Consider the following 16030-nt stretch of genomic DNA (forward strand, 5'->3'; position numbering starts at 1 on the left):
TGCCGGCCCACGCTACTGGAGTGGCCTGGGCGGGGTACCAAAAATATTTCCATAACCCGTTGGCCACCCGGCCAGCGGGCACCCACGACCTACCGCCCGCGCCGCGGCTCGCCTGCGCCGCGCCGCGGCGGCCCGGGGCCGGCCCCGACCTGACGGCCGCTGACCTGGCCGCGGTGGCCGACGCCCGGCTCGACTTCCTCCTGAGCTTTGTGGACGCGCCCCTGAGCGGCCCGGTGCTGGCCGTGCCCCGCTTCGGGGTGTGGGCGTTTGGGCACGGGCCGGCCGGCCGGGGCCCCGGCTGGCCCGTGGGCCTTTGGGAAGCGTTTCACCGCGAGCCCACCGTGGCCGCCGCGCTGCACCGGCTCGGCGCGGCGGGCCCGGGGCCGGTGCTGCGGCAGGGGGTGTTCCGCACGTCGCCGCACCGCCCCGCCCAGGCCGCCGCCGGTGTGTACGCAGAGTGCGCCCACTGGCCCGCCGACGTGTGCCGGCAGCTGCTGGCCGGCCTGGCGCTACCGGCGGGCAGCGGCAGCGGGGCCCCCGCGCCCGCCCCCGCCCGGGGCCCGTCGGGCCCGGCCTTGTTGGGCTTTGCCGCGCGCCTCGCCGGGGACCAGCTCCGCGACTGGTACCGCACTTTTTTGCGGGCCGACCAGTGGAACATGGGGGTGGTGGACCGGCCCGTGCAGGATTTTCTGCGCCCCAACGGCCTGCGCGGGGCCGTGGTGGACGCCCCACCGCTGCCCAACCGCAACGTGTTCTACGCCGATTCGTTTGTGCGGCAGGAGGACGGCGGCCCGATGGTGTATTTCGAGTTGTACGACTACCGGACGCGGCGGGGCAACATTTCGCGGCTCCCCTACCCGTGGCAGCCCGGCCGGGCCCCGGTCGCCGTGCTCGGCTTCCCGTACCACTTGTCGTACCCGTTCCTGTTCGGGCCCTACTGTATGCCGGAGGCCTGGAAAACGAACCGCGTGCAACTGTACGACCTGCGGGCCCCGGTGACGGACCCCACCGCTGGCCAAGTACTGCTGGAAGCCCCCGCCGTGGACGCTACCCTATTGGAGTACCAGGGCCGCTACTGGCTGTTTTATGCCCGGGCCGACCGCGACCCGATGCTGAACCTGTTCATTTCCTACGCCGACGCGCTGGCGGGGCCCTGGCACGAGCACCCCCAAAACCCGGTCAAAACCAACGTGCGCAGCGCCCGGCCGGCGGGGCCGTTCTTCGAGGCCGACGGCAAGCTCTACCGCCCGGCCCAGGACTGCGCCCGCGACTACGGCGCGGCCCTCACCTTCCACGAAGTGCTGGCGCTGACGCCCACGGAATACACCGAGCGGGAAGTGGCCCACGTGACTTCGCCTCACCCCGGCTACCCCGCCGGCATGCACACCGTCATGGCCCTCGACGCGACCCGCACCCTCGTCGATTTCAAGCGGTACCGCTTCATTCCGATGGCCTCCCTGCTCGCCGTCTGGATACGCGTGGCGGGCGTCGTCGGGCGCGTGAAAAACCGGCGCAAGCCCGTAGCAAAATCGCTACCAGCCAGCTAATGGGCCGAAGCCCTGCAGCGGGGCGCTTCTATATTGGTTGTTCCGCTAGCAGCTTACGCCTGACGAGCAACGCTTTAGAACAGCTTGGGCAGCGGGTGCGCCTTCCATTTCTTGCGGGTCTTCATCGTCCAGAACTCGGCCACACCGGTGCGTTGCAGGCTGAGCTGCCAGGCCCCCATCTGCTGGCCCAGGCGGTAGCCGGTAGCTTGATCCTGGGGGTACTGCTGCCGGATGAGGGCGTAATCAGCGGGGGCGATGTCGGAGCCCACGGTGCCGTGGCAGCGCAGGCACAGGGCGTTGTTGAGCACGATGGGGCGCTGGTAGAAAAACACCTCCGGCGATTCGCGGTGCAGGGTGCGGGTGGTGTCGGTCCGCATTTCGGAGGCCAGCAGAATGGCGCGGTGGGCGGGGTTGCGCGGGCGGGTGCTCACGCGGCGGGCGGTGGCGTGCAACACCCGGGCCAGCGAATCCACGAAGGGGTAGGTTTCGGGGCGGCAGAAGGCCAGGGCCCCGGCCACGCCGCCGCGGGCCAGCTCGCGGGCCAGGGTGCGGCGCAGCAGCGTATCGGCGGTGGCCGTGAGCGAGTCGCCGGCCCAGCGGGTGGCGTGCAGCAGGTCAACGGGCATGATGCGCTTCACCTCCCAGTTTTCGGCTTCGATGCCGATGCGCTTGCTGTCTTTGAGGTGCTCTATCTGGTCGGGGCGGCAGGCGGCCAGCGCCAGCAGGCCCGGCAGCAGGGCCCGGCGCAGGCCGCGGCCCCCAAAGCAGCCAATGGAAAGGAGAGTAGCCATAACTAAGGGGCAATATACCCCAGCAACCCGCCGTTGGCAGGCTTGTTTGGGCCGGGGCCCCCGCGGGGGCCCTGCCCGTGGCCCGTACCTTTGCCCCATGCGCCGTTTCCTTCGCGTTTTGCCCGTGCTGCTGCTCGCCCTGGCCTGCACCAAATCCACCATTTCCCCGGGGCTGCGCCTCGATTTTGTGGGGGCCAGCCGCTTCACCAGCAGCACCCGCGCGTTGTCGACGACCCCGGCCGACACGCTGGCCACTAAAATCTACGCCATAAACACCGATACTACCGTCAAGCTCCAGCGGCTGCGCATTGTGCTTTCGTCGCAGGCCACCCGCACCCCGGTGGTGTACCCCACGTCGGGCATCTTCAGCCCGCCGCCCACCGACGCGCCGCTGGTGTACCTCGATTCGGTGCTGGCCCCGGGCCCCACCGACCTGGCGTTCACCAACCTGCTGGCGGGCCGCACCACGTCGGGGGTCGATTTGTGGGAATACACCGCCACCGACGTCAACAACAACACTGCCACTCGCGCCTACCGGCTCGCGCTGCGCCGCCCCGACTCAACGGCCGTGCTCCAAACCTACCGGCTCTACCTGAGCCCCGTGCCCAACAACGGCACGGCCCTTACCGCGGCCCAGAACCGGGCCTTTGCCTACGTGGGGCTACGCGAAGGCCTGGTGCTGCCGCACCTGGCCGTGGCCGCCCAACCGGCCGCCAACCACGCCGAAACGGCAGCCAACCAGCCGCTCATCGACCTAGTGTGCATCGCCACTGGCACCGACGTCCGCCTGGCCACCACGCGGTCAACCAGTGTGAAAAACTTCAGTTTCTCGGCGCAAACCACGGCGCTGCGCTCCACCACGCTGGGGCTGGCCGACTTTCCCGGCCTCACCACAAGCTTTCTGGTGCAAGGCGCTTTCACCAATGGAACCGCCTACCCGCCGAACGGCGCGTTCGATGCGGCCGTCACGGCCCCGTTGGTGAAGGGCACCACCATCGCCTTCCGCATCACCGACAGCGGCGGCATCCCGCGCAGCGGGGCCATATTCATCGCCGACCTTGTACGCACCCCCACGGTCATTGTCACCTGCCAGGTAGTGGTGGAGAAGTAGAGCCGGTTGTTAACGCACAAGGGGCCCCCGGCAATGTGCCGGGGGCCCCTTGTGCGTACAAAGCTGGTTGGCTTAGAACGTTACGCCTGCCGTTAGGCTGGTGGTGTAGCGGCTGCTGTTGAGGGCCACCACCGGCTGCTGGCCGCCGTTGAGGTAGTAGGGCGAGTAAGCGGTTTTGTACGCGTTGTACACCTCGGCCACGTCGAGGAAGAAGTTGCCCTGGCGCAGGCCCAGGCCGGCGGTGTAGTAGCTGTTGGCACTGCTGCGGCCGCCGCTGGGCACCGCGTAAGGGTCGCCGTAGTAGGCGTAGCCCAGGCGGGCCCGGAACACGCTGTAGCGCCCCTCGGCCCCCACGCGGTAGTTCAATGTGTTGTGGTACAGCGCCTGAATGCTCTGGTTTTCCGCCGAAAACGAGTAGTTGTCGCCATTCTGGCTGTTCGGGTCGCTGTTGAGGCGGGCCTGGCCGTAGCCCACGTACTCCACGTCACCGCTGATGAAGCCGTACTTGCCCAGCACCAACGATACCCCGGTGTTGGCCCGGAAAGGCGTGGTCAGGGTGTAGTCGTACACACCCGGGGCAATGGTGTTGAAGAACGTGCCCGAAGGCTGCGTGAAGCTAGTGGTGAGCGAGGTGCCATACGTATCCGTCAGGTGCATGTACGTGGGCGTCTGGACAGACGCCCCAAACCGCAGGGCGTTTGTGGCCCGGAAAATCAGCCCCAGCCGGCCGTTCACGCCCGTGCCCGTGGTGTGCAACTCGTCGTGCAGTTGCAGGCTGGCAAAGTCCTGGTTCGGGTTGTTGGGCGTTTCCACAAAGTCGCGCGACTCGCGGTAGTCCGATAGGACGATGCCCAACCCCACGCCGATGTAGAGTCGGTCGCGGAAGCTGCCGCCGTAACCAAAATCTAGCTGCGACATCGAGCCCGTTGAAACCACCCGTTCGCCCTGCCCAATGGCGCCGGTGCGCGGAGTCGTCTGCAAAGTAGAATCAGTTTTCTGCGGGTTTTTCACGATTTGGGTCAGGTACCCCCCGTAGGCCAGCCCGTCGAGGTTGTTGTAGCTGCCGTCCGAGTTGCCGTGGTAAAACTGGCCGCTGATGTCGGGCAACGACCGCTGCGGCTCGCGCAAGCGCTGAAAAAACGACTGCCCGTCGGGCACGCTGCCCTGGTAGTTGCTGGTTTGGTTGAAGTCGGCCAATCGGGTGAAGCCCAGGGCAAACGAGCCGCCGCGCCAGCTGCTGCCGCGGTCGCTGTCGGGGAGGCGGTTGGCCAGCACCAGCCCGATGCTGGGGATGTTCACGCTGTTGCTCTGCTCGTTAAGCTTGGCGCTGCTGTTGAGCAAGCCGTTGGTCAGCACGCCGTCGGTTTGCCCAAACCCCAGCCCCAGGGTGCCGTGAAACTCCGACTTCTGGTAGAACCCCAGGCCGGCCGGGTTGCTGGTGAGGTTGCCAAAGTCGGCTCCCAGGGCCACATTGGCCCCCGCGATGCCCTGGGTGCGGGCAGGGCCCCCAAACTGCAGTTGCGAGTAGCGCAGCGCATCGACCGCATTTTGGGCAAAGGCGTGGCTGGCCTGCCCCATTGCCAGGGCCAGGCTAAGCCAAATGATCCGTTTTTTCATGGGAGGTAGAAGTAGAATAAAAAAGCGAGCCGGCCGTGGGGCCGGCTCGCGAGGTAAAGCTAAAGCTATGCCAAAAGTACCGGGGTGGCGGGCCGGCTACCGGTGGCCCCGGCCGCCCCCGCCGCTGCGGCCCCCGCCGCCGCCGCCGCCGAAGCTACCGCCGCCACCGCCGCTGCTACGCATGCCACCGCCACTGTTGTAAGACGGTTGCGAGAACGAGCGCTGCGGCTGAGGCTGCGAGAACGAACGCTGTGGTTGCTCAGAGGACATCCGCGGGCGGGCCTGCTGGCTGTAGCCCGGGTTGTAGTTGCCGGTGCTCATACCGCCGCCGTTGTTGATTTGCTGCGGCTGCCGCATGGGCTGACCGGTGCTCGGCGAGGCAAACATTTCGCGGAAAAAGCCCCGGCGCGGCTGCTGGGCTTGGCCCTGAGCCATGCCTTGTTGTTGAAGTTGCGGCTGCGGCTGGTTGCCGCCGGTAGCCATGGGAGCGTTGGTATTTTGTGGGCGCACCCGGCCGCCACCGTACTCGGGCTGCACGCTGCCCGGCATCATTTGGCCGTTGGTCATCCCGGGGCTCATCGGCGAGCCAACCACGCCATTGCGGCCACGGCCGCCGGTGGTGGTCGGCTGGCCGGGTGCCGTGGTGCCCATAGCGGGCGCAACCACAGTGCCCCCGGCCACGCCGTTGCGGCCATAAGCGGCGGCCCCCGCGCGGCTGCCGCGCGGGCCCACAAGCACCGTGTTGCCGCCCGCGCCGTTGTCGTAGCGGACCCCGCTACCGGTGTAAATCACGTTGCGGCCGTAATAGCCGCCGCCGTAACCGCCGTACCCTCCATAGTAGCCGCCGCCGTAGCCGTAGCCCAAGCCACCGTAGCCGAAGGGGCTAAAGAATGGGTCGTAGCCGTAGCCGCCGTACCCATAACCGAAGGGACGTCCGAAGCCAAACCCGATGCTAATGCCCGAGCCGTAGCCGAACCCGAAGGGGCTGTAGAAAGGACTGTAAAATGGGCTGGCAAAGGCCCCGTAGGGCGAGTAGCCGTAGCCGCCGAAGCCACTGCCGTAGCCGCCATAGCCGCCGCCGTAGTAGGGGTCAGCGCCGCCGTAGCCGAGCGAGGTATAGGGGCTGCTGGGGGTGTAGGCCCCCATGCCCGGCCCGGTGTAGGGCTGGTTAAAAAGCGACGCGTTGGGGTCGTAGCCCGGGCTGCCGTTGTAGTACTGGTCCGAGCCGGTGGTGCCAGTGGTGGCCGTACTGCCGGTGTAGTCGGGGTTGGCGGCCTCGTCGGTGCTGGGCGCGGGGGCCGCGGCCTGGGTGGCCGCGGGCGCTTGCGCCGGGGCCGCGTAGCGGGGCGCGGAAGCAACGGCCGTGGTGCGGTCGGCCGAGGAGTAGTACACCCCGTCGTTTTCCGACGTGGTTAGGGCCGAGGTTCCGGCGCAGCCGCCTAGCGCAAGAAGCGCCAAAGCAGGCAGATAGGCGGTGAGCAGGGTTTTCATTGGAAGAAAGGAAAAAGGCTGTATAGACTATACGTAAAGTAACAACTCAAACGGTACAAATCGGGTGAAGCGGGCCCCGCGGGGCCCTTCCTCAACGACTAATTCCCGCGAGGGTTGGCCCCAAGCTGGCCAGCGCATTTTTCGGGGGATTAGAGGGCCATTCGGGGCTGTGGTTTAATAACGTAATTTTACCCCGAAACGGTGCCCTTTGCCTGGTCAAATTTTATACCATTTTCGGGGGCCGTTCCCGTTATTTTTCCGTAGCTGATTATGAGCAAAAAATTGCCCACCCGCGAAGAGGATTATTCGCTCTGGTACAACGACTTAGTGAAGCGGGCCGGCCTGGCTGAAAACTCCGCCGTGCGCGGCTGCATGGTCATCAAGCCCTACGGCTACGCCATCTGGGAGAAGATGCAGCGCCAGCTGGACGACATGTTCAAGCGCACGGGCCACGAAAACGCCTACTTCCCCATTTTCATCCCCAAAAGCCTGTTCGAAGCCGAAGAGAAAAACGCCGAAGGCTTCGCCAAGGAGTGCGCCGTGGTGACGCACTACCGCCTGCAAACCGACCCCGACAAGCCCGGCAAGCTGCGCGTGGACCCCGCCGCCAAGCTCGAAGAAGAGCTGGTGGTGCGCCCCACTTCGGAGGCCATCATTTGGAGCACCTACAGGAACTGGGTGCAGAGCTACCGCGACCTGCCGCTGCTCATCAACCAGTGGGCCAACGTGGTGCGCTGGGAAATGCGCACCCGCCTGTTTCTGCGCACCGCCGAGTTTTTGTGGCAGGAAGGGCACACCGCCCACGCCACCGCCGCGGAGGCCGTGGCCGAAACCCGCCAGATGCTCGACGTGTACGCCGAATTTGCCGAGGAGCACATGGCCCTGCCGGTAATAAAGGGCGTGAAAACCGCCAACGAGCGATTCGCCGGGGCCGAGGATACCTACTGCATCGAGGCGCTGATGCAGGACGGCAAGGCGCTGCAAGCCGGCACCAGCCACTTCCTGGGCCAGAATTTCGCCAAGGCCTTTGATGTGCAGTTTGCCACCAAGGACGGGGCCCGCGAGTACGTGTGGGGCACCAGCTGGGGCGTGAGCACCCGCCTGATGGGGGCCCTGGTGATGGCCCACTCCGACGACGAGGGCCTGGTGCTGCCGCCCAAGCTGGCCCCGATTCAGGTGGTCATCGTGCCCATCTACAAAACCGGCGAGCTGGACGCGCTGATGGAGCGCATCCGCCCCATTCAGCAAGGGCTGATTGCCCGCGGCATCTCGGTGAAGGTGGACGCCCGCGACACCGAGCGCCCCGGCTTCAAGTTTGCCGAGTGGGAGCTGAAGGGCGTGCCCGTGCGCCTGGCCGTGGGGGCCCGCGACCTCGACGCCGGCACCGTGGAAGTGGCCCGCCGCGACACCAAGCAAAAGATGACCCTGCCGCTGGCCGACATCGTGGCCGCCGTGGACCAGCTGCTGACCGACATCCAGGCCAACATCTACCAGAAGGCCCGCGCCTACCGCGACCAGCACCTGACGCGCGTGGACAGCTACGCCGAGTTCAAGCAGGTGCTGGATGAGAAAGGCGGCTTCGTGCTGGCCCACTACGACGGCACCTCCGAAACCGAGGAGCGCATCAAGGAGGAGACCAAGGCTACCGTGCGCTGCCTGGCCCTGGCCGAGCCCGACGAAGACGGCGTGTGCATGGTGACGGGGGCCCCCAGCCCGCGCCGGGCCTACTTCGCCCGGGCTTACTAGCGGCTCGCCGCCCGGCCAATGTTCTTCCCCGCAAAAGGGCCGGTTCCGAAACGATGGTTTCGGAACCGGCCCTTTTCCTTATTCGGCTATTTTTTTTATTTTCGGGCCAGGCCGATTATATTATACCGGCAATTATTTATATTTGGCCAACGGTCTTTTTTTTCGTGCCTTTTCGCTTTCGTTGTTATGCGCCCACACCTACTTTGCGTGCTGCTGTTGGCCCCGGTGGCCGGCTTTGCCCAAACCGTGACTTCGGCCCCGGCGTCGCTCATCGCCGTGGCGACCCCCGAGCCCGCCGCTACTTTGCTGCCCGTGCGCACCGACGCCAGCCGCAAGCTCACGAAGATGAAGGATACCATCCGTCCGCTCACCGACGAGCTGGACGCCTTCAAAACCCGGCCGCAGGTGGCCCACATCCTGTCGGAATCGACCGATGACTTCCTCCAGATTATGGGCGGCCGCCCCAACCAGGAAGCCTATTTCCAAGTGCTTGACAGCAGCCTGGCGGAGCTGGTGCCCCTCACCCGCCTCCCCGCCGACCGGGCGCAGGTGGCCGAGTACTACGAGGACCTGCTCGACATCGTGGGCATCACCAATTCGGGGGGGCGGCTCAACGCCTTCATCACCCGCGCCAAAGCACCGGCCGCGGCCCACTAGGTAAACCCGGCGGGCGGCTCCTTACCAAAGCAAAAGCGCGGGGAAAGCAGCGGGCCTATGCACGGGCCCGCTGCTTTCCCCGCGCTGCGTTTTCACCCCCACACCTTGGTGCCCTCGGTGCAGTTACGGCACATTTCTACCTGGTCGCGGCCTTTGAGCAGGGCCTGGCGGAAGCCCTGGTACTTGGGGCCCCGCCAGAGGCTGGCGAAGCTTTGCTGCTGCAAGTCGCCGAGGCGGTACTCGGCGTCTTTGTCGAAGCAGCAGGGCACCACGAGGCCGTCCCAGGTGATGACGCAGGAGTGCCACATCTTCCAGCAGTGGTTGAGGAGGCGGTTTTTTAGGCTCCAGGTGCCGTTGTGGTTGTTCTGGTAGCGCGAGTAGTAGTCGATGGTGGGGATGAGGGGCGAGCCGTGCTGGTAGTCGTAAATCTGCGCCGTCTTGAACCACACGTCGTCCACGCCCAGGGCCGCGGCCAGGGCTTTGGCATCGGCCAGCTGGTGCTCGTTGGGGCCCACCACCAGGAACTGGAAGATGATGCGCGGCGTGCGGGATTTCAGCGTTTTGCGCCAGCGCACGATGTTGCGCGTGCCTTCGAGCACTTTTTCCAGCTTGCCGCCCACCCGGTACTGCTGGTACACCTCCTGGGTGGTGCCGTCGAGCGAGATGATGAGGCGGTCGAGGCCGCTTTCCACGGTGCGGCGGGCGTTTTGGTCGGTGAGGTAGTGGGCGTTGGTGCTGGTGGCGGTGTAAATGCCCTTGCCCGCGGCGTAGCGCACCAGCTCCAGGAAGTGCGGGTGCAGGTAGGGCTCGCCCTGGAAGTAAAAAATGAGGTACCACAGCCGGCCGGCCACCTCGTCAATCGTCTTCTTGAACAAGTCGTCGGCCAGCATGCCCGTGGGCCGCGTGAAGGAGCGCAGGCCGCTGGGGCACTCGGGGCAGCGCAGGTTGCAGCTGGTGGTGGGCTCGAAGCTCAGGGCCAGGGGCAGGCCGCGGTGGCGGGCCCGGCCGGTGGCCTTGCTCAGCAGGTACGAGCCCACCACCTGGGCGGCGTTCCAGAGGCGGCGCGGCGTGGTTTTGGACAGCACGTTGAGGCCATCGGCGAGGAGCGGGTGCATCGGCAGGGGAAGACCGGGGTGGGGCGGCCGGGCGGGCCGCCAACAAAAAAAGACGACGGAAGCGCGGGGGCCTCCGTCGTCTCGGCGCAAAGTTAGGCGGCGGGCCCGCCGGCGCGGCGGCTACTTCGCCGTTTCGATGGCGCTGGTGTAAGCACCGGCCTTGCCGAAGGCCTGGTTGATTTCGTCGATGGCGGCGCGGCTGCTCAGGCGTTTGGGCTTGGTGTTGAGGAAGGTGCCGTCTTCGCCGATGAGAAAGTACGCCGGCACTTCCTGTACGGCGTAGGCCTTGGCCACGCCCGACTTGAGGCCCCCAACCGGCACGCGCACCTGCACGCCGGGCAAGCTTTTGGCCTTCACCAGCTGCCGCCAGGCCTGCTCGTTTTCGTCGAGGGCGATGTTGATGAACACGATGTTTTTGTTTTCAAACCGGTGAATCAGGTCCTGGGCGTACACCAAGTCGCGCAGGCACAGGCCGTTGGTCGATTTCCAGAAGTTCAGGTACACCAGCTTGCCGGCAAAATCGCGCAGGCTCACCGTGTCGCCTTTGGCCGAGGGCAGGCGGAAGTTGGGGGCCGGGGCCCCGATGGCGAAGTCCTTGTGCTGGTCGAAGTCGGCCTGAAGGACGGGGTAAAACTTGCTCTGCGGGTCGGCAGCGTGGAATTCGGCCAGCATGGCGGCCGAATATTTCACGTGCCCGAAGCGGAACGACTCTTCCATCACCCGCCCCTGGATGATGGCCTTGATGGGCCCGGTGAGCTGCTTGCCGGCCAGGGCAAACGAGTAGGTGTAGAAATCGGGGTCGGTGCGCTGGTGGTTGGCGGCCGCAGCGGCGTGGTGCAGGTAGTTCACCAGAAACTCGTGGTACAGCTCGCTCTGCGTGGCGTCGGGGTTGTTGAGCAGCGCCGGGTCGTTGAGGAAGTCGTAGTACGTGGCGCTCATTTTCAGGCGGCCCTCGGTGCTTACGACCTGCTCGCGCAGGTCCTGGAACGTGAGGCGGTCGTTGGCGTAGGCGTAGGCCACCTCGGCCTTGGCGTACTTATAAAATTCGGCCGTAAACGCCTGCCGGCCGGCGCGGTCTTCCAAAAATTCGTTCTCGTGCTTGCGGCGGTACTCCAGAAACGACAAAAACGGGGCTTCGTAAAGCTGCACGTTGTCGGGCAGCACCTGAAAACCGTCGTTTTCCACAAATTGCTCGTCGGCCTCGGCCAGGTAGGCGTTGGCGTTGGCGGCCTGCACGCGGTGGCGCTGGGCATCGGTGAGGTTACCGGCGTTGCGCAACTTGGTCGAGAGTCCCGCAGGCACATCGTTAGCCTTGAATTTCAGCGAGTTGCTCATGTCTTCGCCCTTGAAGCGCACGTCCAGGTCGGTGCCGGCGTCGAGGTACAGCGAGGCCACGTCGTCGCCGTACACCAGGTCGGCCTTGGTGGCCCCGGCCACGGGCACGGAAATACGAAACTCGCCTTTGCTGGACAGGGCCGCCCGCACGATGCGCTCCTTGGCATCGAGCGGGTTGTCGCGCAACGACACGGCTATCGAGTCGGTTTGGGGGCTGCTGACGCGCCCAGTAATTACGGCCGTGCCGGGACCCGAAGCGGCGGCCGACGCCGCGTCCTGGGCCTGGCCGAGCAGGGGGGCCAGCAGCAGCGGCGCGGCCAGCAGCCGGTAAAACGTGGCAGTAAAAAAATTCGACATAGCCTAAAAAAACAAGCCGCTCAATGGGGAAATCTGCCGCGAGACAAGGATAATAATAGTTTCTTATTTCACGGGAAAAGCCTATTCACAAACCGAAGATACGGGCGTTTGTCATATAAAATACAATTCTTCTGTTCTATCTGCTTTTTCTTGCTTCTTTACTTGCCCGACCCTGCTTTAGTTATATACCGGGCCTAAACGCCCCTCAGCCGAACAGGCCGTTCAGCACTTCGTCGAGCCGGGCCACGGGCTGCACGCGCAGGCCGGGGCGCTGGGCCCCCAGGTTTTTGCCGTTGAATTGGGATACGTACATCTGGCGAAAGCCCAGCTTTTCGGCCTCGGCCAGGCGCTGGTCGAGGCGGCTCACGGCCCGGATTTCGCCGCTCAGGCCCACTTCGGCGGCCAGGCAAATGTCGCCGGCGATGGGCACGTCGTGCAGCGACGACACCACGGCCGCGCACACGGCCGCGTCCAGGGCCGGGTCGTCGAGGCGCAGGCCCCCGGCGATGTTCAGGAACACGTCGTGCTGGCCCAGGCGCAGGCCGCTGCGCTTTTCGAGCACGGCCAGCAGCATCTGCAGGCGCTTGGCGTCGAAGCCGGTGCTGCTGCGCTGCGGGGTGCCGTAGGTGGCGGGTGTCACCAGGGCCTGCACTTCTACCAATAAGGGGCGGTTGCCCTCCAGGGTGGCCCCGATGGCCATGCCGCTCAGGCTCTCGCCGCGCTGCGAGAGCAGGATTTCCGAGGGGTTGCTCACCTGGCGCAGGCCGTCGCCCTGCATCTCGTAAATGCCTAGTTCGGAGGTGCTGCCGAAGCGGTTTTTGGTGGTGCGCAGGATGCGGTAACTCAGGTGCCGGTCGCCCTCGAACTGGAGCACGGTGTCCACCATGTGCTCCAGGATTTTGGGGCCCGCGATGCTGCCGTCCTTCGTGATGTGGCCGATGAGCAGCACCGGCACGCTGGTTTCCTTGGCGTACTTGAGCAGCTCGGCGGTGCACTCGCGCACCTGGCTCACGCTGCCGGCCCCGCTTTCCACCAGCGTGGAATGCATGGTCTGGATGGAGTCGATGACGACCAGGTTGGGCCGCACCTGGTCAATCTGCCGGAAGATGTTCTGGGTGTTGGTTTCGGTGAGGATGTAGCAGCCCGGGTGCTGGCCGTTGGCCAGCCGTTCGGCGCGCATTTTTATCTGCGCCTCGCTTTCCTCGCCGCTCACGTACAGCACCCGCAGCTGCCGCAGGCCCAGCGCGATTTGCAGCATCAGCGTGCTCTTGCCGATGCCCGGCTCGCCGCCGATGAGCACGATGGAGCCCGGCACGAGGCCCCCGCCCAGCACCCGGTTCAGCTCGCCGTCGGGGGTGAGGATGCGGGGCTCGTCTTCGGCGATGATGTCGCCGAGCGGCACCGACTTGGCGGTTTTGGTGAGGCTGCCGCCGGGCACGGTGCTGGCGGGCTTCCACTGGCCGCTGGTGGTGGCCACGGTTTCTTTCTGGACGACTTCTTCGACGTAGGTGTTCCACTCGCCGCAGGCCGGGCAGCGGCCAATCCACTTGGCCGACTGCGCCCCGCAGCTCTGGCAGAAAAATACGGTTCTTGCTTTGGCCATTTTTGCTAATTATTTCAGCAAGGATAAGGCCGGGGAGGCGAAAAAAGTGCCGCCTCGGGTTGGTGTATTGCCCGTGCAGCGGAGCGCCTCACCCCCCGGCCCCCTCTCCGAAAAGGAGAGGGGGAGACGGACGATTCGTAAACGCAGGCTAGCCGAATCGTTGAACGCACCCCCTCTCCTTTTCGGAGAGGGGGCCGGGGGGTGAGGCGGCCGTTAGGCCGGCCCCAACCCCCGCTACCCGATACCTTCGGGGCTCCTTTCCTTTCCTCCTACCCTGCTCCATGTCGCGCCAGGCCGTCCAACGCTACCAGAACGAAATTGCCCAGCTGATTCAGTACGGGGGCTCTACCAAGGAAACGGCCATCCGGGGGGCGTTTCAGAACTTGCTGAACGACTACTGCCGGCAGAAGGACTTTTTGCTGGTGCCCGAGCTGGACTACCGGGCCCCCAAGGGCAACACCGTGTACCCGGACGGCACCGTGAAGGATGCCCTGCGCCTGAGCTGGGGCTACTGGGAAAGCAAGGACAGCCACGACGACCTGGACGAGGAAATCCAGAAGAAATTCGCCAAGGGCTACCCGCAGGACAATATCCTGTTCGAGGACTCGGTCACGCTCGTGCTCATCCAGGCGGGGAGCGAGGCGGGGCGCGTGGCCCTGGACGACGACGCGGCCACCGACCGGCTGCTCACCCAGTTCCTGCACTACGAGCGGCCCGAGGTGCGCACCTTTCGCAAGGCCATCGAGCAGTTCCGGCACGACTTGCCGGGCGTGGTCGAGAGCCTGCGCAAGGCCATCGAGCGGGCCGAGACGGACAACCCCCGGTTCAATGCGCGGCTGGCCGACTTCGTGGCGCTGGGCCAGGCCAGCATCAACCCCGACTTTGGGGCCCCGGAGGCGCGGGAGATGATGATTCAGCACATCCTCACGGAGGACATCTTCAACAAGGTGTTCGACGAGACGCAGTTCCACCGCGAAAACAACATCGCCCACGAGCTGGAGCAGGTCATCCTCACCTTCTTTACGGGGCCCACGCGGCGCGATACGCTGGAGCGCATCCGGCCGTTTTTCGACGTGATAAACGCCCAGGCCTCGGGCATAGCCAGCCACAAGGAGAAGCAGAAGTTTCTGAAGGTGGTGTACGAGAACTTCTACCGGGCCTACAACCCCAAGGGGGCCGACCGGCTGGGCATCGTGTACACGCCCAACGAGGTGGTGCGCTTCATGATTGAGAGCACCGACTTCCTCACCGAGAAGCACTTCGATAAGCTGCTCGGCGACAAGGGGGTGGAGATTCTGGACCCGGCCACCGGCACGGGCACCTTCATCACGGAGCTGCTGGAGTACCTGCCCAAGAAAACGCTGGCCCACAAGTACGCCCACGAGCTGTACGCCAACGAGGTGGCCATCCTGCCCTACTACATCGCCAACCTCAACATCGAGTACACCTACAAGCAGAAGATGGGGGCCTACGCCGAGTTCGCCAACATCTGCTTCGTGGACACGCTCGACAACGTGGGCTTCCAGAAAACGCGGCGCGGGCAGCTCGGCCTCAGCTTCGGCCTGGGCCTGGAAAATGCCCAGCGCATCCAGCGCCAGAACCAGCGCGAGCTGTCCGTCATCATCGGCAACCCGCCCTACAACGCCAACCAGCAAAACGAGAACGACAACAACAAGAACCGCACCTACCGCGACGTGGACCAGCGCATCCGCGACACGTACATTGCCCGCAGCACGGCCCAGAAAACCAAGCTCTACGACATGTACGCCCGGTTTTTCCGCTGGGCCTCCGACCGCCTGGCCGACAAGGGCGTGCTGGCCTTCATCACCAACAGCAGCTTCATCCACGCCCGCACCTTCGACGGCTTCCGCAAGGCCGTGGCCGACGAGTTTTCGGACATCTACCTCGTGGACCTGGGCGGCGACGTGCGGGCCAACCCCCGGCTCTCGGGCACCACGCACAACGTGTTCGGCATCCAGACGGGCGTGGCGATGGCCTTTTTCATCAAGCAGCCCCAGGCGCGGGGGCAGCTCGCCCGCATCCACTACGCCGCCCGCCCGCCCCTGGAAACGGCCGCCGCCAAGCTCACCTTCCTCCACGAAACCAAGTTCCGGGCCCTGGACTTCGACCGCATCCGCCCCGACGCCAAAGGCAACTGGCTGGGCCAGACGGACAACGACTGGGAAAGCCTCGTGCCACTGATTGACAAGGAAACGAAGAGCGCGAAGAACGTGGCGGGGGAACGGGCGCTGTTTAAACTTTATTCACTCGGAGTTGTGACAGCACGGGATGAGTGGATGTACGATTTTGATAAAGATGAATTAGAAAAGAAAGCAGCGTACTTCTGCAATTTCTACACTGCCGAAGTGAAGCGGTGGCGAGAGTCACAAAAAGATGTCAAGATTAATGACTTTGTAAAACGAGACATTAAGTGGACCGAAGAGCTAGAAAGCCATCTTCTAAAAGGGTCTGAGCTAAAGTATCGAAGCGAAAAAGTTATTCCTTCAACGTACCGCCCTTTCACTCAAAAGCCATTTTATTTTGGCAAGATTGTTACTCATCGGATACTCTACCCTACTATTTTTACAGACCTTTGACAGACCACTAGTTGTCGGAGCAGCCATTCTAATAGAGCTACGACCAGTCGGACCATTTTGTGG

General features: G+C 64.9%; 11 protein-coding genes. 5 read left to right on the plus strand and 6 right to left on the minus strand.

Annotation, left to right across the window (positions count from 1 at the left end):
- Positions 1–59 precede the first annotated feature (59 nt).
- Entirely contained in the window at positions 60–1547 is a 1488-nt protein-coding gene (locus tag HNP98_RS10630) for a glucosamine inositolphosphorylceramide transferase family protein (RefSeq protein ID WP_173810050.1), read from the plus strand.
- 74 nt (positions 1548–1621) lie between these two features.
- Here the strand turns inward: HNP98_RS10630 and HNP98_RS10635 are convergent, their stop codons facing one another.
- Complete coding sequence (locus HNP98_RS10635; RefSeq protein ID WP_173810051.1) at positions 1622–2338, minus strand: c-type heme family protein; 717 nt, start codon at positions 2336–2338, stop codon at positions 1622–1624.
- Between the two features lie 97 nt (positions 2339–2435).
- On the opposite strand from HNP98_RS10635, the gene HNP98_RS10640 reads away from it, so the two are divergent.
- On the plus strand, positions 2436–3449 hold the full coding sequence (locus tag HNP98_RS10640; RefSeq protein ID WP_173810052.1) for a hypothetical protein: 1014 nt from the start codon (positions 2436–2438) through the stop codon (positions 3447–3449).
- A gap of 72 nt (positions 3450–3521) precedes the next feature.
- Here the strand turns inward: HNP98_RS10640 and HNP98_RS10645 are convergent, their stop codons facing one another.
- Together HNP98_RS10645 and HNP98_RS10650 are read right to left on the minus strand one after the other, a co-directional pair.
- On the minus strand, positions 3522–5066 hold the full coding sequence (locus tag HNP98_RS10645) for an OmpP1/FadL family transporter (protein WP_173810053.1): 1545 nt from the start codon (positions 5064–5066) through the stop codon (positions 3522–3524).
- A 96-nt stretch (positions 5067–5162) separates the two neighbouring features.
- Positions 5163–6557: a hypothetical protein gene (locus HNP98_RS10650; RefSeq protein ID WP_173809889.1), complete on the minus strand. Its 1395-nt coding sequence runs from the start codon at positions 6555–6557 to the stop codon at positions 5163–5165.
- Between the two features lie 270 nt (positions 6558–6827).
- On the opposite strand from HNP98_RS10650, the gene proS reads away from it, so the two are divergent.
- Both proS and HNP98_RS10660 read left to right on the plus strand, forming a co-directional pair.
- Positions 6828–8303, plus strand: a complete 1476-nt coding sequence (proS, locus tag HNP98_RS10655) for a proline--tRNA ligase (RefSeq protein ID WP_173810054.1) — start codon at positions 6828–6830, stop codon at positions 8301–8303.
- Between the two features lie 186 nt (positions 8304–8489).
- Positions 8490–8960, plus strand: a complete 471-nt coding sequence (locus HNP98_RS10660) for a DUF4844 domain-containing protein (RefSeq protein ID WP_173810055.1) — start codon at positions 8490–8492, stop codon at positions 8958–8960.
- A gap of 92 nt (positions 8961–9052) precedes the next feature.
- Here HNP98_RS10660 and HNP98_RS10665 read toward each other — a convergent pair whose 3' ends face one another.
- From HNP98_RS10665 to radA, 3 genes are all read right to left on the minus strand, one after another.
- Positions 9053–10075, minus strand: coding sequence for an SPASM domain-containing protein (locus HNP98_RS10665; protein ID WP_173810056.1), 1023 nt, complete (start codon positions 10073–10075; stop codon positions 9053–9055).
- A gap of 120 nt (positions 10076–10195) precedes the next feature.
- Positions 10196–11767, minus strand: a complete 1572-nt coding sequence (locus HNP98_RS10670) for a TlpA family protein disulfide reductase (RefSeq protein WP_173810057.1) — start codon at positions 11765–11767, stop codon at positions 10196–10198.
- A gap of 205 nt (positions 11768–11972) precedes the next feature.
- On the minus strand, positions 11973–13370 hold the full coding sequence (radA, locus tag HNP98_RS10675; protein WP_173810058.1) for a DNA repair protein RadA: 1398 nt from the start codon (positions 13368–13370) through the stop codon (positions 11973–11975).
- Between the two features lie 281 nt (positions 13371–13651).
- Here radA and HNP98_RS10680 point away from each other — a divergent pair, with 281 nt between their 5' ends.
- Entirely contained in the window at positions 13652–15967 is a 2316-nt protein-coding gene (locus tag HNP98_RS10680; RefSeq protein ID WP_173810059.1) for a type ISP restriction/modification enzyme, read from the plus strand.
- Positions 15968–16030: the final 63 nt, after the last annotated feature.

This window comes from Hymenobacter caeli, from assembly GCF_013294115.1.
GTDB lineage: Bacteria > Bacteroidota > Bacteroidia > Cytophagales > Hymenobacteraceae > Hymenobacter > Hymenobacter caeli.